Raw genomic sequence first — 18,943 nt, 5'->3', positions numbered from 1 at the left:
ACTATTTCGCCTCTGGAAACGTCTTCGCCTCAAGCAGGCGGCTGACTTGCTGCTCGATGCGCTGGAGCGTCTCGAAGGTTATCGCAAGTTCGTCCGCGCCGATATCCTTCAGCAGGCTCACCCGAACGCGCCGCAGCGGGTGGGTTGGTCTCCTCGACCCTGGCCTCGCCCGCCTTTGTCAAATGTAACGTTTTGGCACGGCGGTTCCTCTCCGGCGGTGAGAGGTGGAAGCCGCCCTCGCCTCACTTTACGACGTACACGTCCGGATCGGCGCTCGAGCTCGGGGTCTTGAAGGCGCTGCGCAGGGCCGGCGACATCGGAACATTGTAATTGATGCCGTTCGGCGGAGTCGGCGATTCCAGCCACTTCCTGTAAAGCACCTCGATCTCCGGGCTCGCGTAAAGATCGGCGGTCGCGCGATCGGCCAACGCCTTGAACGGAGCATCCTCCCGCCGCAGCATGATCCCGTAGGGCTCTGGCTTTGAGAAGGTCTCGTCGCTGATCATGAACTGCGCCGGCTCCTTCGAGCGCGCAATGGCGACCGCGAGCTGAATGTCGTCGAGTGCATAGGCCTGCGCGCGGTCGGTCTCGAGCAGCAGGAAGGCTTCGGCCTGGTCGACGGCCGGCATGATCTTGATGCCGAGATTGCGCTCGGTATTGACCTTGGCGAGCTGGTTCAAATTGACCGAACCCGCCACTGCCGTCACCGCCTTGCCCTTGAGGTCGTCAATGGTGTTGATCTTCGCGGCCTTCTTGGCGGCAAATCGCGTCGCGCTGAGGAAATGCGTGTTGGTGAAGGCGACCTGCTTCTGCCGGTCCGCATTGTTGGTGGTCGCCGAGCAGTGCAGGTCGAGCGTGCCGTTCACCATCAGCGGGATGCGATTCGACGAGGTCACGGCGACGTAGTCGACGGCGATGTCGGGCATGCCGAGCTGCTTCTTCACGGCGTCCACGATCCTGAGGCAGATATCCATGGCAAGGCCGACAGGCTTCTGGTTGCCGTCGAGATAGCTGAAGGGCACCGAGGCTTCCTGATAGCCCAACGCGATCTTCCTGGTCTCCTTGACCTTCTGGAGCGTACCGGAGAGCTCCTCGGCTGACGCTGCGCCGGCAAGACAAGTGACGGCCAAGAGTACGGCGGGTAGACGCATCGAGAGCTCCCAGAATCGCTTGCGCCGCCATGCCGGGCGCAATCGAGCGGTTGATAGCCCAGCCACGCCCCATCCACCAGACCAGCCTGCGTCTACCAGTTATCGCGGCTTTCGATATGGCGGCAGGCCCTTCGTCTCCGCTACATTGCCACCATCCAGGACTCGCCGCCTTTATCAAGCCAGACGCCCTCCATGACAGCCCAGACCGCCTTCGACCTGATCTTCCGCAACGCCCTGACGCGATCATCCCCGACGCCCGTCGATATCGGCGTGACGGGCGGACGCATCACGGCGATCGCACCCAGGCTGGCATGCGAAGCCGTCGAGGTCGATCTCGGGGGACGGCTGGCGCTGCCCGGATTCGTCGACACCCACATTCATCTCGACAAGGCCTGCCTGCTCGAGCGCTGCGGACACATTCACGGCACACTCGGCGATGCCATCCGGGCCGTCTCAGCGATGAAGCGGGATTTCAGCACCGACGACGTCTATGCGCGCGGCGCCAAGGTGCTCGAACGCGCCGTCGTGCACGGCACGACGCGGATGCGCACCCATGTCGAGATTGACCCGCGCATCGGCCTGCGCAGCTTCGAGGCGGTCAAGGCGCTCAAGCGCGACTACGCCTGGGCGATCGATCTTGAGCTGTGCGTGTTCCCGCAAGAAGGCCTGACCAACGACCCCGGCAGCGACGAGCTGCTGGTTCAGGCTTTGCGCGACGGCGCCGATGCGATCGGCGGCTGCCCCTATACCGACACCGATCCGAACGCGCATCTCGCGCGCATCTTCGATCTCGCCCAGGAGTTCGATCTCGATGTCGACCTTCATCTCGACTTCGATCTCGATCCCTCCTGGTCACATCTCGACGAGGTCATCAGGCAGACCGAGCAACGCAATTACGGGGGGCGTGTCGCGATCGGGCATGCAACCAAACTCTCGGCCCTGCCGCCGGAACGGCTGAAGGCAGCCACCGTCCAGCTTGCGAACGCCGGCGTCGCCGTCACCGTGCTGCCCGCAACCGATCTCTACCTGATGGGGCGCGAGGCCACCCACAACGCACCGCGCGGACTGACGCTCGCACACAAGCTTGCGGGCGACGGCATCGTCTGCTCGGTCGCGACCAACAATGTGCTCAACCCCTTCACGCCGTTCGGCGATGCTTCGCTGCTGCGGATGGCGAATTTTTACGCCAATGTCGCCCACGCTTCAGTCGGCGATTTCGACACCTGCCTCGATCTCGTCACCGAGCTGCCGGCGCGGCTGATGAATCTCAAAGACTACGGAATCGCGGTCGGCAACGCCGCCGATCTCGTCGTGCTCGATATCAAGGACAGCCGCTTCGCCATTGCGGAGCTGCCGGATATCCTTATGGGCTTCAAGGCCGGGCGACAGACGTTTGAGCGGTCGCCGGCCACGCTGCTTCACCCGCGAACCTGAACCGCGCGACACATCGACCCGACGGGAGCAACCGGATGGCCTTCGACAAGATCTTCCTGAACGCACGCTTCGACGGCGGGGCGCGGCACCACATCGCGGTCAAGGACGGCCTGATCGCCGCACTGCTGCCGGCGGACGCCCCCGCAAGCGGTGCCGAGACTGTCGACCTCGGCAATGCCCTGATCGTTCCCGGCTTCGTCGAGGGCCACATCCATCTCGACACCAGCTTCTATGGCGACGCCTGGCGGCCGCACAAGCCATGCACCGCCGGCTTCAACGTGCACGAACGCGTGGCCTTCCAGGCCGAGAACATGGCCGAGGCGGCGCCGATGGACGTGCGGGCGCGCAACCAGCTCGATCTCTGCATCATCAACGGCTCCACGCAGATGCGCAGCCACGTCATGGTCGATGGCTCGGTCGGCCTGAAGTCGCTGGAGACGATCTTGCGCGTACGCGAGGAATACAGGAGCTTGATCGACATCCAGCTCGTCGCCTTTCCCCAGAGCGGCATCTTGACGAGCCCGGGCACGCCGCAATTGCTCGACGAGGCCATCGGCCTCGGTGCGAACCTCGTCGGCGGGCTCGATCCCGCGAGCTTTGATCGCGATGTCGAGAAGCATCTCGACGTCGTGTTCGGCGTCGCCGAGAAGCACGGCGTCGATGTCGACATCCACCTGCACGACATGGGCACGCTCGGCGCTTTCGAGATCGAGCAGATCGCGGCGCGCACGCGTGCGCTCGGTATGGAAGGCCATGTCGCCATCAGCCACGCTTACGGGCTCGGCGATATCATAGCGGATCAGCTCAAGGGCATCGCCGACATCCTCGCCCGCTCCGGCGTCGCGATCATGACCAATGCGCCGGGCGCCCGGGCCTTCCCGCCGATCCTGACGCTACGCAGCGCCGGCGTCACCGTGTTCAGCGGCAACGACAACATCAGGGATTCCTGGTGGCCCTATGGCGACGGCGACATGCTGCGGCGGGCAACGACGCTCGGCTATCGCTCGGGTTTCAACGTCGATGAGGAACTGCGCGTCGCGTTCGAAATCGTCACTACATCAGGTGCCAAGGCGCTCCGGCTTGAAGGTTACGGCCTGCATGTCGGCGCCAAGGCCGATTTCGTGGCGCTGGACGCCGAGCACGTTCCGGAGGCCGTGGTCGCCGTGCCACAAGGCCGCGCTGTGTACAAGGCAGGTATGCTCGTTGCGCGCGACGGTAGGATTGTCGGGAAACAGCGCTGATCACCAGCCTTTTCTGGCCCGATTCACCGTCAATTCGCCCCGAAATCCGAGTCCGGTAGAATCCCGGACCGTAGCTCCCCGCGTTGCTAGAAAGGTGGCCCTAACCATAATTGGGCATGCGCACTGACCATCTGCGTTCTCTGGGGAAGTTATGGATACGTTCAGCGCATTCAGCAGCATTGATTATCAATCCATCCGGGCCAAGACGCCCGCCGAGACGGCCGTCAAGCGATTGAGTGGCATCGGCGAAGTGTTGTCGGGGCTCGACATCGCCACGATCCGCTCGCAGGACGACATGGCCCGCGGGCTGCGCACGCTCGATACAGCCGACAAATGCATTCGCATGATCCTGACCGAGTTCAAGAGCTCGCGCACCAAGGACGTCGTCCGCGAAGCCAATCGCCTGATCGACTTGATCGAACTCGCCCGCGATAAAATATCGGGCCTGCACCACGCCAGCGGCGTCCCGAGCTGAGCGGTTCCTCAGCGCTAACGCTTGATCTTCGCCAGAATGCGATCCGCCTCAATGCGCCAATCGGCGCTGCGAGCGAATTCCTTCGTCCCCTTCGAGCCGAACAGACCCTCATCTGCGAGATCTGCGACCCAGGCCTGACGCTCGGCCGTGCCTTGCGCAGACCAAGGCGTCAGCCCGGCCTCACGCACCGTCTCGGCGACCTCGCGCACCTCTTCGGCACGGCGACGGCCGTGCTCGATCACGCGCTGGAAGAAATAGGCGCCCTGCTTCTCCCAGTTGATCGCGGGAAAGGTTTCCGTGAGTGAAGCCAGCACCGCATCCTCGACGCCATAGGCACGTGCCGTGGTGAAACTTTCGATCACCATGGCCTCCAGGCCCTTGATCATGATGCTGCGGCACATCTTGACGGCCGAGGATACGCCGAGCTTGTCGCTCGCGACTTTCGCCGCGAAGCCGATCGCGTTCAGTAGCGGCTCCAGCTCTCTTGCGCCGGGGCCACCAAGCAGCAGCGGCACCTTGATCCGATAAGGCGGCACCGAGGTCATCACCGCGCCCTCGACATAACGTCCGGCAGCGCCATCGATCAGCGCTGCCGCACGCTGTTTGGCGCCGGGTGAGGCCGAATTAAAATCGAGAAACCAGGTGCCCTGGTTGATAGCATCAGCGCAGGCTTTTGCGACCGGCACGGCCTGACTGGCGGTGACGGCCGAGATGATGAAGTCGGATTTCGCGGTCAGTTCCGCATGAGAAGCCGCAAGCATCACGCCGAACTTCGCAGCGTGCTCCTTCATCGCAACGCCCTGCTCGCTTCCGAGCTTGATGTCATACGCCGCGACTTTGATGTCCTGCTGGCGCAGATCCTCGGCCAGGATACGGCCGACCTCGCCATAGCCAACCAGCCCGATCTGCCAGCGTTTCGAATCCGCCATCAGTTCAGTCCTCGTGTCGTGGCGTCGAACAACTCCTCGACCGCATAGCGGCGCGGGATCAGCGCCTGCTGGAATGCGTAGTCGACGATCAGCTCCAACGGTTTCCTGTTCGCCTCGATCCCGAAGGGCAAGAGGTCGGGCGTCGCCGCCGGCCCCGTCTGTTCCTTGTTCCGCTTGAGCAGATCATAGACACCCATGACCACATCGGGACGCGATCCCGCAAGGCTTTCGGTCACGACCACGAGATGATTGACCGGCACGACGCCGCGGCGCGCATACCATTTGGCCGCCTCCGCCGCCGGATCGGGAAATAGCGGCTTTAGCCTGGGATTATCAGAGGTCTCGCCGAGCACGGCATCGACCTCGCCATCGAGCAGCATCTGCAACACCTTCTTGTCCTTTGGCGCACGCTCGGTGGTGTCGACATATTCGGCGACATGCGGATCCTCGAAGGTGACCCAGCGGATCTTGTCGAGATTGACGCCGTAATCGTTGGCAAGGATACCTCTGATCCAGGCTCCGGTCGTCGTCGTGAACGAGCGGATGCCGACACGCTTGCCTTCGAGATCGCCGGGCCCGAGCGTCCCGTGCGCCGGATTGTAGAGCGCATAGGCATGCTGGAAACGGCCGAGCATGGTCGCCGGCAGCAGCACCAGCGGCTTGCCGTGGGCCTTCGCCATCAGATAGGTCACGATCGCCATTTCGCAGACGTCAAAGGCCTGCTCACGCACCATCGGCTTGAATGCCGTGTTGGTCGGCGTGTACTCGATGAAGTCGAGCTCGAACAGGTCGGAGCCGAGCTCGCCACTCTTCACCGCCTTGACATGAGGGTGACTGCCGAGCACGGCTTTCAGCTTGAGACGATCCATCCGCGCCACTCCCTTCAGATCAGACACTATTGCGAATGAAGACCCGCTTCATGCCAACTCCTCCGCGACCGTCGGGAACAGGCGCTGATAGGCCTCACCATACGTCATGGGCACACCGGTGTTGCGGCTACCCTGGATGCCGCGGTTGAGCGCGACGCGCTCGTAGTAGCCCCAGAGATGCTTTTGCGCCGCGAGGATCTGGAATGCCTCGTACTTCTCCTTCCAGACCTCATCGATCTTGAGCAGCAGGTCCGGCTTGTAATTGCACTGCTCGGGCTGGTGCGGCTCAAACAGGAAAACGGGCGGCGCAGAGTATTTATACTGCGCGCCGGGCTTGTGACCCATGGCCTGCGCGACCACGCGGGTCTCCTGCGCGAAATGCGCTGCGTTCGGATGGTCGAAATTATAGGGATCTTCCAGTGCGTGCGTCAGCACGAAGCTCGGATTGAGCTCGCGGTAGATGTCGACCATGCGGTCGAAATGCGCCTCGGTGAGCTTGAGCGGATAATCGCCACAATCGAAGAACTCGATCTCGGCACCCAGAAGTCTGGCCGCCCGCTCCGCCTCGTCCTTGCGGCCAGCCTTGACCGATTCCAGCGTCGCGCCCTTTTCCTTCCAGGCAAACTGGCTCTCGCCGCGCTCGCCAAAGGACATGCAGACGATCTTCATGCGATAGCCCTTCTTCGCATGCAGAGCGATGGCGCCGCCGGCGCGCCAGACGAAATCGCCAGGATGGGCGGTGATCACGAGACCTGTTTTCATGGGAAAACTCCCCTCTTTCGTTCATCAACATCATAGGCTGCTCGCGTCATGCCGGCAGCAGGTTCATCAGGCGGCGACGGCCGCAGGTTCCTCACCGTCGAGCACGCGTTTCAGGCGCTCGCCGTCGAGCGCGCCTTCCCATTTGGCAATCGCAATGGTCGCAACCGCGTTCCCGATCAGATTGGTCGGCGTCAGCCCCTGCGACATCAGGCGATGGATGCCGAGCACCAGCGCGACGCTCGTCACCGGAATCGTGCCGGTGGCCGACAGTGTCGCCGCCAGCACGACAAAGGCGGCCCCTGCGATCCCTGCCGCGCCCTTTGACGTCACGAGCAGGATCAGCAGCAGCTCGATCTGCTCAGCGAGCCCGAGCGGCGTATTGGTCGCCTGCGCCAGGAACACCGAGGCGGCAGCGAGATAGAGGCATGTACCGTCCAGATTGAAGGAATAGCCGGTCGGGATCACCAGCCCGACGACGCTCTGCTCGCAGCCCGCCTTCTCCAGCTTCGTCAGCATCCGTGGCAGCACCGTCTCGGACGATGTCGTGGCGATGCAGATCAGCAGCTCTTCCCAGATGTAGCGGATCAGCTTGAGCAGCGAGAAGCCGCAGAGCCGCGCGACCGGGCCGAGCGCTACGATGATGAAGATCACGCAAGTGAGATAGAAGCCGCCGAGCAGCTTGCCGAGCGAGGCCAGCGATCCCACGCCGAACTTGCCGACGGTGAAAGCAATCGCGCCGAACGCCCCGATCGGCGCCGCCCACATCACGAAACCAACGACGGCGAACACCATCTTGGCGGCGATGTCGATCAGATGGACCAGCGGCGCGGCGCGCTCGCCGAGCTGCACCAGCGCAAAGCCGCACAGCACGGAGATGAAGAGGACCTGGAGAATGTTGCCCTCGGCAAAAGCGCCGATGAAGGTCGCGGGCACGATGTTCATCAGGAACGGAACGAAGCCGATCACGGCGGTCTGCTTGACGTAAGGCTCGACCGCGCTGGCATTGATGCTGGCGGGATCGATGTTCATGCCGGCGCCGGGCTTGAGCACGTTCACCGCAATCAGACCGATGATCAGCGCGATCGTGGTCATGATCTCGAAATAGATGATGGCCTTGACCGCGACGCGCCCGACCCGCGCCATGTCGGCCATGTGGGCGATGCCATGCACCACGGTGCAGAAGATGATCGGCGCGATCAGCATCCGGATCGCCTTGATGAAGGCGTCGCCGAGCGGCTGCATCTTGGCCCCTAGCTCGGGACTGGCAATCCCAAGCGCGATGCCGGCTGCCATGGCGATGAGCACCTGGATCCAGAGCTCCTTCCACCAGGCGCGCCGGCGCGTCTTGTCGATCACCATCGCGGTCATCGGTCGAACTCGAACAGACGCGCGGGATTGTCGACGAGGATCTTCTGCTGGAACTCCGGCTCGGGCGCGAACAGCGGAATCAGGTCGACGAGGTCGCCGTCATTCGGCATCACCTTGACGTTGGGATGCGGCCAGTCGGTGCCCCAAATGACCCGGTCCGGCGCGGTCTCGACGATCTTTCGCGCGAACGGCACGGCGTCAGTGAAGGGCGGGCCCGCCGATGACACCCGCTCCGAGCCGCAGATCTTGACCCAGCATTTTTCATCGCGCTGCATCAGCTCGATCAGGATCTTGAACGGAAGCTGGTCGAGCCCCTCGGAGGCCTTCACCCGGCCCATGTGGTCGATGGTGTAGCTCACCGGCAGCCTCGTCAGCATGTCGGCATAGTCAGGCAGGTCGATCGCGTCGAAATGCAGATCGATGTGCCAGCCGAGCGGCGTGACCATCGCGACGATACGGTCGAACACGCGTTTGTCGGGGACGCCGCCGAGATGGCGGACGAAATTGAAACGGCAGCCGCGGAAGCCGCCTTCGTGCAGCACGCGCAAGCCACGCTCGGTGATGGTATCGTCGATATTGGCGACGGCGCGGTAGGCGCCGTTGCTTTGCGCGATCGCGTCGAGTGCGACCGTGTTGTCGGTGCCGTGGACGCTGGCATTGACGATGACTGCGCGCTCCACGCCGAGCTTGGCGTGCAGGATCTTGAAATCTTCCAGCGGCGCATCCGGCGGCGTGTAGGATCGGTCGGGCGCGTAAGGGTATTTCGCGCCGGGGCCGAAGATGTGGCAATGCGCATCGCAGGATAGCTTCGGCAGCTTGAATTTAGGCGTGCGCGTATTGGGATCCGGCGGCGGAATGGTGGGCGTGAACATCATCGTCGTCAGCTGAACCTGAACAAGCGCGCGGGGTTGTCGACCAGCAGCTTCTGCTGGGTGGCCTTGTCCGGGGCGAAGAGTGGAATCAGATCGACGATCTCGCCGTCATTGGGCATGACCTTGACGTTGGGATGCGGCCAGTCGGTACCCCAGATGACGCGATCAAGCGCGTTGTCGATCAGCGCCTTCGCGAACGGCACGGCATCATGGAACGGCTTACCGCCCGCGGAGGCGCGCTCGAGACCGGTGATCTTGACCCAGCACTTCTCGTCCCTCCTCTGGAGTTCGAGCAGCGCGGTAAAACCGGGATCGCCGAGACCCTTCGCGGCTTGAACGGTCCCCATGTGATCGATCACGTAGGGCGTCGGCAGCGCAGTCAGGATCGGCGCGAATTCGGCAATCGTGCCGGGCTCGAAATAGACATCGATGTGCCAGCCCAGTTCGGCAACGCGATGCACGATACGCTGGAACTTGGTCATGTCGCCGACGCCGCCGAGGCGCTTGAGGAAGGCGAAGCGGCAGCCGCAGATGCCGCCCTTGTCGAGCGCGGCGAGCTCCTTCTCGCCCATTTCGTCGCTGACATTGGCGATGCCCTTGTAGGCCCCCTCGCTCTGCGCGATGGCATCAGTGACAACGCGGTTGTCGGTACCATGCACGGTCGCGTTCACGATCACGCAGCGCTCGACGCCGATCTTCTCGTGCACGCTGCGGAACATCTCCAGCGGCGCGTCGGCCGTATTGTAGGGGCGCTTTTCCGAGAAGGGATAGCGGGACGCGGGCCCGAAGATATGCGTGTGGCTGTCGCATGATTTCGGCGGCAGCTTGAACGACGGTGTCTTGGGATTGGGATCCGGCGGCGCGATCGCCGGAATCGCCTTCGGCTCTTCCGCACGCGCTTCGCTCCCGAGCGCGGCTCCGGCCAGCCCGGTCAAGAGATGCAAGCACTCTCGCCTGTTCATTTCCTCAAACACCCCGTTACTTGTCCGCTTGCGAGCGAACGCGCTGTGACGCGCCTCACCCTCTGCGGTTTCTTTCAAGTCTTGCTGCTTGCGACCGTCCGTCGCCTTGTGGGCGCGGCCTGATCCAGTGCGGGCGCCTGGAACGCCGCGACAGTGGCCTGCACCAGTTGCTCGATGGCGCTGGCGGCATCGCTGCCATCGGCCTCGCCACGCGACAGGCGCGAGACACGGTCCGGCGTCACCAGCGAGTAATAGAGCGCGCCGAGCAGGAAGTGGCTGCGCCAGACGATGTCGGTGCGCGGAATGTGCGGCAGGCTTTCGTGGATCGCGTCGATGAAGGCGTGACTGGTGTCGTCAAACGTCTGCGCGATGATCTTTCGCGCGACCTCGTTGCCCTCGGCCGACATCACCGCGCGCAGACGCGTGAAGCGCGCCCCGCCGCCGGCGAGATCGCTACCCGAGGTGAAGGCCGGCACCACATAGGCCCGCACGATCGCTTCCAGCCGGTCCTGGAGATCGCGCACGCGCTTGGCGGCGGCGAGCAGCTCCGAACGGCGCAGGTTCATCGGACCGCAATGCCGCCGGTAGATCTCCAGCAGCAGGCCGTCCTTGGTCTTGAAATGATAGGTGACGCTGCCGGGATTGGCCCCGGCCGCATGCGCGATATCGCGCACCGAGACGGCGTTGAAGCCGTTGGTGGCGAACAGCTCCTCGGCCGCGGCGAGGATCGCCTCGCGCATATTCGGCTTGCGGGTCGTTTCCTTGCTGGTGGGCTTGCGTGCCATGTGATTTGTACTATCGTACAAAAGATCAGGTCTCGTCAACAAAAACCACGAGCAACGCCCGGAGCGCCTCGAAGAGCTCCGCGGGCACGAATGCTCTCAGGGAGTGCTGAAATATGCTGGGGTTGAATACGACGATCGGCCGCCTGATGCTCGGCGCCGGTCTGCTGCTCGCTTGCGGCGCCGCGCGTGCCGCCGACCTCTATCCGAGCAAGCCGGTCCATATCCTCGTGCCCTACGCGGCAGGCGGGGCCGTCGACGTGCTCGCCCGCACGCTCGGCCAGGCTCTCGCGAAAAACTGGGGCCAGCAGCCCGTGATCGACAACCGCCCCGGCGCCGGCGGCATCGTCGCCTCGCAGGCGCTGACGCAGGCCGCGCCCGACGGCTACACGCTGATCCTAGTCGCCAGCGGCCATCCGCTCAACCAGTTCATCTATCCGAGCGTGCCCTACGACACGTTCAAGGACTTTACCGCGATCACCGAAGTCGCCTCGTCACCGCTCGCGATCGTCGTGGCCAAGGACAGCCCCTACAAGACCCTCGGCGATCTCCTCGCCGCCGCGAAGAAAGAACCGGACAAGCTCTCCTACGGCATGTCCGGCAACGGCACCTCGGCACATCTCGCCGGCGAGCTGCTGAAACACATGTCCGGCACCAGGATCGTCGCGATCCCCTATAAGGGCGGCGCGCCGGCGCTGACCGCCGTGATTTCAGGCGAGATTCCGCTCAGCATCAATCCACTCGCTGAGGCGATCGGCCAGCTCGACGGCGGCCCCGTGCGCGCGCTCGCGGTGACTTCGGCCGAGCGCTCCAAGGCACTGCCCAATGTGCCGACAGTCGCTGAATCAGGCGTATCAGGTTATGACGTCTCGGTCTGGTGGGGCATGCTGGGACCTGCAAAAATGCCGCCCGAGATCGTTGCAAAGCTCGAGGCCGATCTGAAGGCTGTGCTCCAGGACCCGAGCGTGATCTCCACGCTGAGCAAGATCGGCGCTACTCCGGTGGGCTCGTCAGCCAAGGATTTTGACGCCTACATGCACGCCGAGGCTACCAAATGGGAGCCGGTGCTGAAGGCCGCTGACATCCGCGCGCAATGAGGATCCCCTCTTAGTTGCGCGCGCTCGCCCGCATCTTCTCCGACGCCGTCGCGTGCTGCAGGAATTCGACATCACCGCCTCCTCCCGACGGGATCAGGATGGCACGCTCGCGCGGCAGGGCCTCCGGCATCTCGTCGCGGATGAAGGCGATCAGCTTCTCCCTGACCTCGCAGCGCAGATCCCAGGATTGCGGCGCATTCCTCGCGCTAACCAGCGCGCGCAGTTCGATGGTACGATGGTCCGCGTCGATCACCTGGAGATTGACCACTGCGCCGTCCCAAAGCTTGGAGTCCTTCACCACACCCTTCAGCCATTGCCGGATACGCGGCACGTCGGCGCGATAGTCGACATGGAGCGCGATGACGCCGATCAGGGAGGCCGTGTCGCGTGTCCAGTTCTGGAACGGCTTTTCGATGAAATAGGACAGCGGCACCACCATGCGGCGCCAGTCCCACAGTCGGATCACGACATACGTCGCCGCGATGTCCTCAACCCAGCCCCACTCGTTCTCGATGATCACGGCATCCTCGATGCGGATCGGCTGGGTGATGGCGATCTGCAGGCCCGCGATCAGATTGCTGAGCAGCGGCCGCGCCGCCAGACCGACGATGATACCGGCGGCGCCAGCCGAGGCGAACAGGCTGACGCCGTATTGCCTGACCGAGTCGAACGTCATCAGCGCCGTCGACACCGTGATGATCACGATGATGATGTCGGTCACGCGCTTGAACACGCGCACTTGCGTCACGTGCTTTCGCGCGACGAAGTTTTCGGTGACGTCGCGAAAATTCTGCAAATAGCGCGCCGCGCTCATGTCGACGATCCGGATCGAGATCCAGCCGATCAGCGCGATGAAGGCGACGATGAACAGGCGCGTCAACGGCGTGCGGAACGCATCGTCCAGCGGCGCGAGCGGCAGAACCAGCGCGACGGCTGCAAGGCACAGCGCGAGCTGCGCCGGGCCGGACGTGCGTTCGATGAACACGCTGAGCAGCGGAAGCCGGGTTCCGAAGGTGCGGTTGAGCAGCCAGGCCGCGAGCCGATAGAACGAGAGCGCGATCAGCATCGCCCCGGCGACCAGGCCGAGACCGATAAACCATGACGGTACCCACCCGAACATCCTGTCGATGTCGGTCATGACGGCTTGGCGATTCATTCATGTCCCCGCAATTGCGTTGTCGACCCAACGCTCTCCCCGCGGCTTCGCTCCCACGCTCAGTGCAATGCAGCATCCCTCTGGTGCAACCGTCGCCAAATTGCGCTATTTTGTTGGCTATCATGACTCGCCGAACCGGCAGCGCCGATCTTCCCTTGCACACTGGACGGGTTCCGCCGTGGCTTGCGAGCCGCATGGCGTCGTTGGGCGCCATCGTCACGCAGGCGATTGTGCTGCATTATGGCCGCGATGCGTTCATGCAGCGGCTCTCGCACCCGTTCTGGTTCCAGTCGTTGGGCGCCGTAATGGGGATGGACTGGCATTCCTCAGGCATCACGACGTCGGTGATCGGCGCGCTGAAGCGAGGGCTTGGCCCGCTCCAGGACGAGCTCGGCATCTATGTCTGCGGCGGCCGCGGCCAGCATTCGCGCAAGACGCCGGACGAGCTGTTGCAGCTCGGCAATCGCGTCGGCTTCGACGGCGTAAAGCTCACGCGCGCCAGCCGCCTCGTGGCCAAGGTTGACAGTGCCGCCGTGCAGGATGGCTTTGATCTCTATCTGCACGGCTTCTTCGTCACCGCTGACGGCAAATGGACGGTGGTGCAGCAGGGCATGAACGGCGACAAGCGCCAGGCCCGCCGCTATCACTGGCATTCGGAAGCGTTAAAGAGTTTTGTCGACGCGCCCCACAGCGCCATTGACGGGCCGCAGCAGGGCGAAATCGTCAATCTCACCGACCATCGCGCCGAAACCTCGCGCAACGCACAGCTCGAGCTGCTCAACGATCTCGGCCCCGATCGCATCCTCACCGAATTCGAGCGGCTCTCGGGCACTGCGCCCGAGACGGCACAAGCGCTGCTGCCGCATCTGATCATGCCCGCCCATCACGACGTCAGGCCGAAAGATGTGTTCGCACGCCGCTTGCACGGTACGCTCGCCGCAGCAGCCGAACGCGGACCAGTTGATTTCCCTGAGCTGTTGCTGACGCCGGGTGTCGGCGCGCGCACCGTGCGATCGCTGGCGATGGTCGCCGAGGTCGTGCACGGCGCGCCCTATCGCTTCAAGGACCCTGCGCGCTTCTCGCTCGCCCATGGCGGCAAGGACCGGCATCCCTACCCCGTTCCGATCAAGGTCTATGACGAGACCATCCGCGTGCTGAAGGGCGCAATCCAGAGCGCAAAACTCGGACGCGAGGAAGAGATGCAGGCGATCAAGCGCCTCGACGATCAGGCACGGCGGCTTGAGCGCACCGCAAGCGGACCATCGGTCGAAGCCTATATCGCCGGTGAGCGTGAAGTCTCGCCGGATCTCGACGGCCGCTCGGTGTTCGGCTGGGAGCGCGATCTCGCCGCGTCGCGCAAATCGACGGGGTGACCATCGGACGCGATGACCGGCAGTTTTGCAATCGCGCGAAGGCCCGGCCGCTTGCGCCAATGGATCTGCGACGGATCGACTGCGAGACCGAGCCGCGGCCAGCGGGTGAACAGCGCCTGAAGCGCGCAGGCGCCCTCGATCCGCGCCAGCTGATGCCCCAGGCAGAAATGGATTCCGGTGCCGAAGGAGATATGGCGGTTGGGCTTGCGTTCGAGATCGAGGCGCTCCGGCTGCTCGTGAACCGCCGGATCCATATTCGCGGCGGCGAGCATCACCATGACGCGATCGCCCTTCTTCACGCGCACGCCTTCGAGATCGACATCCCGCCGCACGTAGCGCGGCTTAGAAAACTGCACCGGCGAGACGAAGCGCAGAAACTCTTCGACGGCGAGCCCGGCGCGACTCCAGTCCTGTTCCATCCAGTCTCGCAATCCCGGATTTCTGAGCAGCTCGTAGACCGAGCCGCTGATCAGATGCGTGGTGGTCTCCGAGCCCGCCGCGAGCAGCAGGAACACCATCGAGACCATTTCGTCCGGCGTGATCTCGCCTCCCTCGCGTTCGACCTGGACCAGCTCGGCAATCAGGCCCTCGCCGCCCCGCTCGCGCGCGATCTGCAACTGCCCTTCGAGGTAGCCACGCATCTTGCGGAACGCGAACAGCAGGCGAAAGAAACTGACGACGTTCGTCAGTGAGGACATCGCATTGGCCCAGGCGATGAAGCGCGGGCGATCGGCCATTGGCAGGCCGAGCAGCTCGGAGATCACCGACAGCGGCAGGATACGCGCATAGCGCTCAACCAGATCGGCCGGGCTGCCGTTCGCAAACAGCTCATCGGCCAGACCATCCGCAATGGCGCGGATGCGTGGCTCCATCGCCACGATGGCGCGGCGGCGAAAGGCTTCGTCCACAATGCTGCGCAGCCGTGTATGGTCCGGCTCGTCCATCGTCAGCATGTTGTTGGCGATCGTCCTGACCAGCCCTGGCATCCACCAGCGCAGGCCTGCCACCTCGCCGTCTTCCTTGCGCAGTGTGAAGATGGCGCTGTCCTTCAGCACCTGCGCGGTGGCATCGTGGGTGGTGGTGATCCAGACGTCGCCAACAAGAGGAAAGCGGGTCGCGACCACGGGGCCTTGCGCGCGCAGCGCGGCGATGGCCGTGGGCGGATCGCGAAAGAAGGCCTCGCCGGTGAAATCGAGGCGCGGTGCCATGGGATCACCGAATTGGTTGGTGGCGCCTCAACCAGATGGTGAGCGAGGCCAATGGCGCAAGGGCCGGAACCGGCTTTTCGCTATCCCCGCCCCGGCGAGCGTGGCCCGGTCTTGCGCTGCTGTTGCGTCGTATAGGCATCCCAATGGCTCCAGCTGCCATTGCTGAGGCTTTGCAGATCAGTGCCGAGCGGCCTGCGCGTGCGCTTGTCATGCTCTGCGATGATGCGCTCGGACTGCGCGATCTTGCGCTTGAGGTCCCCGATCGTCTTCTGGGTCTGGCCGTTGCGCTTGGAGGACGCGATCTCGCCCATCGTGAAGCGCGCGGTCTCCAGCGCCTTCAACTCGGCGCGGTTTCTCTTCAACTGAACCCGGTGCCAGGCGATGTTGCTGTCGCTGTCCGCAACCATGTGGGAACTCCGCTGATTCGCTCCCACAGTGTATCAAGCGCCGAATCGGCGGGGCAACGCCCGCGCCGCGGCGAAAATACGGTCTTATTGCGAGAAAGCGCTGCGTTTAGCGCTCGGCGAACGCCTTCTCGACCACAAACTGGGCAGGCTCGCCGTGGTTGCCCTCGACGAAGCCGCGCTCGCCCAGCAGTACGCGGGTATCCGCCACCAGCGCCGGGCTGCCGCAAATCATGACGCGGTCATGGGCGGCCTCGATGGCCGGCAAACCGATATCGGTGAACAGCTTCCCTGAGGTGATGAGGTCGGTGATGCGGCCGCGGTTGCGGAAGGGATCCCGGGTCACGGTCGGATAGTAGATCAGCTGGTTCTGGATGTACTCGCCGAGCATTTCGTCCTTCGGCAAATGCTCGGTGATCATCTCGCCATAGGCGAGTTCCTTGACGTGACGGCAGCCGTGCAGCAGCACGACCTTCTCGAACCGCTCGTAGGTTTCAGGATCCTTGATCACGCTCAGGAACGGCGCAAGGCCGGTGCCGGTGCCGATCAGGTAGAGGTTGCGCCCCGCTTCCAGATTGTCGATGACAAGCGTGCCGGTGGCCTTGCGGCTGACGATGATCTCGTCGCCTTGCTTCAGATGCTGGAGCCGCGAGGTCAGCGGACCGTCAGGCACCTTGATCGAGAAGAATTCGAGGGTGTCCTCGTAATTGGCACTGGCGACGCTGTAGGCCCGCAGCAGCGGCTTCTCGCCGACCTTGAGCCCGATCATGGTGAATTCGCCGTTACGGAAACGGAAGGTCGGGCTGCGGGTGGTCTTGAAGGAGAACAGCGTGTCGGTCCAGTGGTGGACGCTCAAAACGCTTTCCTGATTGAAATTGCTCATCTCACCCTTCCGTTTCGCTTCTCTGCGGTTCCGAGGCGGTCAGCTATGCGTCGTTTGTACACGATCATTCGTATACTAATGAATAATCCTGCTTGATCCCGCGGTCAAGGCTGCCCAAGATCGAAAGCGTTGCAGTTAGGAATTAGGAGCCCTTTCCATGGCGCATGACGCACCCCAGGCTACCGGACCCTCGAAGCTGGTGATCCGCAATATCGGCCTGATCCTGTCCGGCGCCCTGGAAAAGCCGATCCTGGACGGCGACACCATCGTCGCCGAGAACGGCAAGATAACTGCGATCGGCCGCTACAAGGACCTCAACACGGAAGGTGCAACCACCATCGTCGATGCCAACGGCACGACGGTGACCCCCGGGCTGATCGACAGCCACGTCCATCCTGTGGCCGGCGACTGGACGCCGCGGCAGAACCAGATCAACTGGATCGACAGTTCGCTCCATGGCGGCATCACCACCATGATCTCGGCGGGTGAAGTGCACATGCCCGGCCGCCCCCGCGACGTCGTCGGGCTGAAGGCGATGGCGATCTTCGCCCAGCGCGCGTTCTGGACGCTTCGTCCGGGCGGCGTAAAGGTTCACGCCGGCGCGCCCGTGATCGAATGCGAAATGGTCGAGGAAGACTTCAAGGAGATGGCCGCCGCCGGCGTCAAGCTGCTCGGCGAAGTCGGCCTTGGCGGCGTCAAGGACGGCCCGACCGCGCGCAAGATGGTCGGTTGGGCGCGCAAATATGGCATCCAGAGCACGATCCACACCGGCGGCCCGTCGATCCCCGGCTCCGGCCTGATCGACAAGGACGTCGTGCTGGAGGCCGACACCGACGTGGTCGGCCACATCAATGGCGGACACACTGCCCTGCCCGACGACCAGATCCGCTGCATCTGCGAGGGCTGCAAGCGCGGGCTCGAGATCGTTCACAACGGCAATGAGCGCTCGGCGCTCTACACGCTGCGCATCGCACGCGAGATGGGCGATCTGCACCGCGTCATCCTCGGCACCGACGGGCCGGCCGGCTCCGGGGTGCAGCCGCTCGGTATTTTGCGCATGGTCTCGATGCTGTCCTCGATCGGCGAACTGCCGGCCGAGCTCGCGTTCTGTCTTGCCACCGGCAACACCGCGCGGATGCGCCAGCTCGACTGCGGCCTCATTGAAGTGGGCCGCGCTGCGGATTTCGTCATCATGGACAAGGCCCAGCACTCGCCCGGCAAGAACATTTTGGAGAGCGTCCAGCTCGGCGACCTCCCCGGCATCGGCATGACCATCATCGACGGCATCGTGCGGACACAGCGCAGCCGGAATACACCGCCGGCAGGGAGAGTGCCGGAAGTGGTGGCGAAGTAATCTTTGCGCAAACACCAGACCCGTCATCCTGAGGTGCACGCCTTGCGGAGCAAGGCGGGCCTCGAAGGATGAAAAGGCCGAGATGGTGCAGCCGGGCCGTCGCCCTTCGAGGGCCGTTAAAGAAGCGGCCACCTCAGGGTGACGGTGACAAACTAGAAATCACCTCAGCTTATTGAGCAACGCCATCAGCAACTCGCGCTCTTTCGCATCCAGCGGCGCCAGCGTCTCCCGCGTGATCGCAATCGCATTGGGCGCGAGCTTCTCCGCAAGCTGCTGACCGGCACGCGTCAGGCTCACCAGCAGGCGCCGTCCGTCCTCGGGATCCTGGCTGGTCTCGGTCAGGCCGCGCGCCGTGAGGCGGTCGATCACGCCCTTGATGGTCGCGACATCCATCGCAGTCAAACGTCCGAGCTGGTTCTGCGAGCACGGCCCGGTCTCGGCGAGCTTGGACAGCGCCGCCCACTGCGTCGGCGTCAGATTGGTGCCGATGTCGCGGGAGAAGATCGAGCTGTGGCGCTGCCAGACCTGGCGCAGGATGAAGCCGACCTGCTCGTCGAGCACGTAAGGCGGCTTGCCCTGCTTGACGCTCTTCTTCGCCGTGACGCTTCTCGCCATCCGTCCCC

Annotated in this window: 19 protein-coding genes and 1 pseudogene; 6 read left to right on the top strand and 14 right to left on the bottom strand. The window is 63.8% G+C overall.

Annotation, left to right across the window (positions count from 1 at the left end):
• Position 1: 1 nt before the first annotated feature.
• Both XI06_RS10650 and XI06_RS10645 read right to left on the bottom strand, forming a co-directional pair.
• Positions 2-206 (bottom strand): annotated as a pseudogene (locus tag XI06_RS10650) (MarR family winged helix-turn-helix transcriptional regulator); the annotation flags it as partial.
• 36 nt (positions 207-242) lie between these two features.
• A complete protein-coding gene (locus XI06_RS10645; RefSeq protein WP_271605261.1) occupies positions 243-1,151 on the bottom strand; it encodes an amino acid ABC transporter substrate-binding protein in 909 nt (302 codons plus the stop codon).
• A 192-nt stretch (positions 1,152-1,343) separates the two neighbouring features.
• On the opposite strand from XI06_RS10645, the gene XI06_RS10640 reads away from it, so the two are divergent.
• From XI06_RS10640 to XI06_RS10630, 3 genes are all read left to right on the top strand, one after another.
• Positions 1,344-2,585: an amidohydrolase family protein gene (locus tag XI06_RS10640; RefSeq protein ID WP_271605260.1), complete on the top strand. Its 1,242-nt coding sequence runs from the start codon at positions 1,344-1,346 to the stop codon at positions 2,583-2,585.
• A gap of 35 nt (positions 2,586-2,620) precedes the next feature.
• Positions 2,621-3,826: an amidohydrolase family protein gene (locus tag XI06_RS10635; protein ID WP_271605259.1), complete on the top strand. Its 1,206-nt coding sequence runs from the start codon at positions 2,621-2,623 to the stop codon at positions 3,824-3,826.
• Positions 3,827-3,977: 151 nt separating this feature from the next.
• Positions 3,978-4,301: a hypothetical protein gene (locus tag XI06_RS10630; protein ID WP_271605258.1), complete on the top strand. Its 324-nt coding sequence runs from the start codon at positions 3,978-3,980 to the stop codon at positions 4,299-4,301.
• 14 nt (positions 4,302-4,315) lie between these two features.
• Here the strand turns inward: XI06_RS10630 and XI06_RS10625 are convergent, their stop codons facing one another.
• The 7 genes from XI06_RS10625 to XI06_RS10595 all read right to left on the bottom strand — a co-directional run bounded on the left by XI06_RS10625 (position 4,316) and on the right by XI06_RS10595 (position 10,848).
• Positions 4,316-5,230 carry a DUF1932 domain-containing protein gene (locus XI06_RS10625; RefSeq protein ID WP_442869417.1) on the bottom strand — a complete coding sequence of 305 codons (915 nt, stop codon included), beginning with the start codon at positions 5,228-5,230 and terminating at the stop codon, positions 4,316-4,318.
• Entirely contained in the window at positions 5,230-6,099 is an 870-nt protein-coding gene (locus XI06_RS10620; RefSeq protein WP_271605257.1) for a hypothetical protein, read from the bottom strand. Before XI06_RS10620 ends, XI06_RS10625 begins: the two co-directional genes overlap by 1 nt.
• Positions 6,100-6,147: 48 nt before the next feature.
• The gene (locus XI06_RS10615) at positions 6,148-6,861 is read right to left on the bottom strand and encodes a PIG-L deacetylase family protein (RefSeq protein ID WP_212086993.1); all 714 of its coding nucleotides are present in this window, start codon (positions 6,859-6,861) and stop codon (positions 6,148-6,150) included.
• Between the two features lie 66 nt (positions 6,862-6,927).
• The gene (gene dctA / locus XI06_RS10610) at positions 6,928-8,229 is read right to left on the bottom strand and encodes a C4-dicarboxylate transporter DctA (protein WP_271605256.1); all 1,302 of its coding nucleotides are present in this window, start codon (positions 8,227-8,229) and stop codon (positions 6,928-6,930) included.
• Positions 8,226-9,104 carry an amidohydrolase family protein gene (locus XI06_RS10605; RefSeq protein ID WP_271605255.1) on the bottom strand — a complete coding sequence of 293 codons (879 nt, stop codon included), beginning with the start codon at positions 9,102-9,104 and terminating at the stop codon, positions 8,226-8,228. The genes dctA and XI06_RS10605 overlap by 4 nt, the downstream gene beginning before the upstream one ends.
• A gap of 5 nt (positions 9,105-9,109) precedes the next feature.
• A complete protein-coding gene (locus XI06_RS10600; RefSeq protein WP_271605254.1) occupies positions 9,110-10,063 on the bottom strand; it encodes an amidohydrolase family protein in 954 nt (317 codons plus the stop codon).
• Positions 10,064-10,137: 74 nt separating this feature from the next.
• Positions 10,138-10,848: a TetR/AcrR family transcriptional regulator gene (locus tag XI06_RS10595; protein WP_271605253.1), complete on the bottom strand. Its 711-nt coding sequence runs from the start codon at positions 10,846-10,848 to the stop codon at positions 10,138-10,140.
• Between the two features lie 113 nt (positions 10,849-10,961).
• Between XI06_RS10595 and XI06_RS10590 the strand changes: the two genes are divergently transcribed.
• Positions 10,962-11,942 carry a tripartite tricarboxylate transporter substrate binding protein gene (locus XI06_RS10590; protein ID WP_237858677.1) on the top strand — a complete coding sequence of 327 codons (981 nt, stop codon included), beginning with the start codon at positions 10,962-10,964 and terminating at the stop codon, positions 11,940-11,942.
• A gap of 10 nt (positions 11,943-11,952) precedes the next feature.
• Here the strand turns inward: XI06_RS10590 and XI06_RS10585 are convergent, their stop codons facing one another.
• A complete protein-coding gene (locus XI06_RS10585) occupies positions 11,953-13,098 on the bottom strand; it encodes a mechanosensitive ion channel family protein (protein WP_237858678.1) in 1,146 nt (381 codons plus the stop codon).
• A gap of 122 nt (positions 13,099-13,220) precedes the next feature.
• On the opposite strand from XI06_RS10585, the gene XI06_RS10580 reads away from it, so the two are divergent.
• Positions 13,221-14,471: a DUF763 domain-containing protein gene (locus XI06_RS10580; protein ID WP_271605252.1), complete on the top strand. Its 1,251-nt coding sequence runs from the start codon at positions 13,221-13,223 to the stop codon at positions 14,469-14,471.
• Here XI06_RS10580 and XI06_RS10575 read toward each other — a convergent pair.
• From XI06_RS10575 to XI06_RS10565, 3 genes are all read right to left on the bottom strand, one after another.
• Positions 14,372-15,679 (bottom strand): cytochrome P450 family protein, encoded by a 1,308-nt coding sequence (locus XI06_RS10575; RefSeq protein WP_271605251.1) that lies wholly within the window; start codon positions 15,677-15,679, stop codon positions 14,372-14,374. The genes XI06_RS10580 and XI06_RS10575 overlap by 100 nt on opposite strands.
• An 80-nt stretch (positions 15,680-15,759) precedes the next feature.
• Entirely contained in the window at positions 15,760-16,086 is a 327-nt protein-coding gene (locus tag XI06_RS10570) for a hypothetical protein (RefSeq protein WP_237858684.1), read from the bottom strand.
• A 106-nt stretch (positions 16,087-16,192) separates the two neighbouring features.
• On the bottom strand, positions 16,193-16,966 hold the full coding sequence (locus tag XI06_RS10565) for a ferredoxin--NADP reductase (RefSeq protein ID WP_237858686.1): 774 nt from the start codon (positions 16,964-16,966) through the stop codon (positions 16,193-16,195).
• A gap of 157 nt (positions 16,967-17,123) precedes the next feature.
• Here XI06_RS10565 and XI06_RS10560 point away from each other — a divergent pair, with 157 nt between their 5' ends.
• A complete protein-coding gene (locus XI06_RS10560) occupies positions 17,124-18,320 on the top strand; it encodes an amidohydrolase family protein (RefSeq protein WP_128952389.1) in 1,197 nt (398 codons plus the stop codon).
• A 159-nt stretch (positions 18,321-18,479) separates the two neighbouring features.
• Here XI06_RS10560 and XI06_RS10555 read toward each other — a convergent pair whose 3' ends face one another.
• Positions 18,480-18,935, bottom strand: coding sequence for a MarR family winged helix-turn-helix transcriptional regulator (locus XI06_RS10555; protein WP_128952390.1), 456 nt, complete (start codon positions 18,933-18,935; stop codon positions 18,480-18,482).
• Positions 18,936-18,943 lie beyond the last annotated feature (8 nt).

It is taken from the genome of Bradyrhizobium sp. CCBAU 11434 (assembly GCF_028128895.1).
Taxonomy (GTDB): domain Bacteria; phylum Pseudomonadota; class Alphaproteobacteria; order Rhizobiales; family Xanthobacteraceae; genus Bradyrhizobium; species Bradyrhizobium zhengyangense.
The sequence above is the reverse complement of the archived record's forward strand: the minus strand, read 5'-3'. Positions and strand labels throughout refer to the sequence as shown.

What these genes read in the sequence shown, in the direction of transcription:
- XI06_RS10645 (WP_271605261.1), bottom strand. Translation starts at nt 1,151, where the DNA reads ATGCGTCTACCCGCCGTACTCTTGGCCGTCACTTGTCTTGCCGGCGCA.
- XI06_RS10640 (WP_271605260.1), top strand. Translation starts at nt 1,344, where the DNA reads ATGACAGCCCAGACCGCCTTCGACCTGATCTTCCGCAACGCCCTGACG.
- XI06_RS10635 (WP_271605259.1), top strand. Translation starts at nt 2,621, where the DNA reads ATGGCCTTCGACAAGATCTTCCTGAACGCACGCTTCGACGGCGGGGCG.
- XI06_RS10630 (WP_271605258.1), top strand. Translation starts at nt 3,978, where the DNA reads ATGGATACGTTCAGCGCATTCAGCAGCATTGATTATCAATCCATCCGG.
- XI06_RS10625 (WP_442869417.1), bottom strand. Translation starts at nt 5,230, where the DNA reads ATGGCGGATTCGAAACGCTGGCAGATCGGGCTGGTTGGCTATGGCGAG.
- XI06_RS10620 (WP_271605257.1), bottom strand. Translation starts at nt 6,099, where the DNA reads ATGGATCGTCTCAAGCTGAAAGCCGTGCTCGGCAGTCACCCTCATGTC.
- XI06_RS10615 (WP_212086993.1), bottom strand. Translation starts at nt 6,861, where the DNA reads ATGAAAACAGGTCTCGTGATCACCGCCCATCCTGGCGATTTCGTCTGG.
- dctA (WP_271605256.1), bottom strand. Translation starts at nt 8,229, where the DNA reads ATGACCGCGATGGTGATCGACAAGACGCGCCGGCGCGCCTGGTGGAAG.
- XI06_RS10605 (WP_271605255.1), bottom strand. Translation starts at nt 9,104, where the DNA reads ATGATGTTCACGCCCACCATTCCGCCGCCGGATCCCAATACGCGCACG.
- XI06_RS10600 (WP_271605254.1), bottom strand. Translation starts at nt 10,063, where the DNA reads ATGAACAGGCGAGAGTGCTTGCATCTCTTGACCGGGCTGGCCGGAGCC.
- XI06_RS10595 (WP_271605253.1), bottom strand. Translation starts at nt 10,848, where the DNA reads ATGGCACGCAAGCCCACCAGCAAGGAAACGACCCGCAAGCCGAATATG.
- XI06_RS10590 (WP_237858677.1), top strand. Translation starts at nt 10,962, where the DNA reads ATGCTGGGGTTGAATACGACGATCGGCCGCCTGATGCTCGGCGCCGGT.
- XI06_RS10585 (WP_237858678.1), bottom strand. Translation starts at nt 13,098, where the DNA reads ATGAATCGCCAAGCCGTCATGACCGACATCGACAGGATGTTCGGGTGG.
- XI06_RS10580 (WP_271605252.1), top strand. Translation starts at nt 13,221, where the DNA reads ATGACTCGCCGAACCGGCAGCGCCGATCTTCCCTTGCACACTGGACGG.
- XI06_RS10575 (WP_271605251.1), bottom strand. Translation starts at nt 15,679, where the DNA reads ATGGCACCGCGCCTCGATTTCACCGGCGAGGCCTTCTTTCGCGATCCG.
- XI06_RS10570 (WP_237858684.1), bottom strand. Translation starts at nt 16,086, where the DNA reads ATGGTTGCGGACAGCGACAGCAACATCGCCTGGCACCGGGTTCAGTTG.
- XI06_RS10565 (WP_237858686.1), bottom strand. Translation starts at nt 16,966, where the DNA reads ATGAGCAATTTCAATCAGGAAAGCGTTTTGAGCGTCCACCACTGGACC.
- XI06_RS10560 (WP_128952389.1), top strand. Translation starts at nt 17,124, where the DNA reads ATGGCGCATGACGCACCCCAGGCTACCGGACCCTCGAAGCTGGTGATC.
- XI06_RS10555 (WP_128952390.1), bottom strand. Translation starts at nt 18,935, where the DNA reads ATGGCGAGAAGCGTCACGGCGAAGAAGAGCGTCAAGCAGGGCAAGCCG.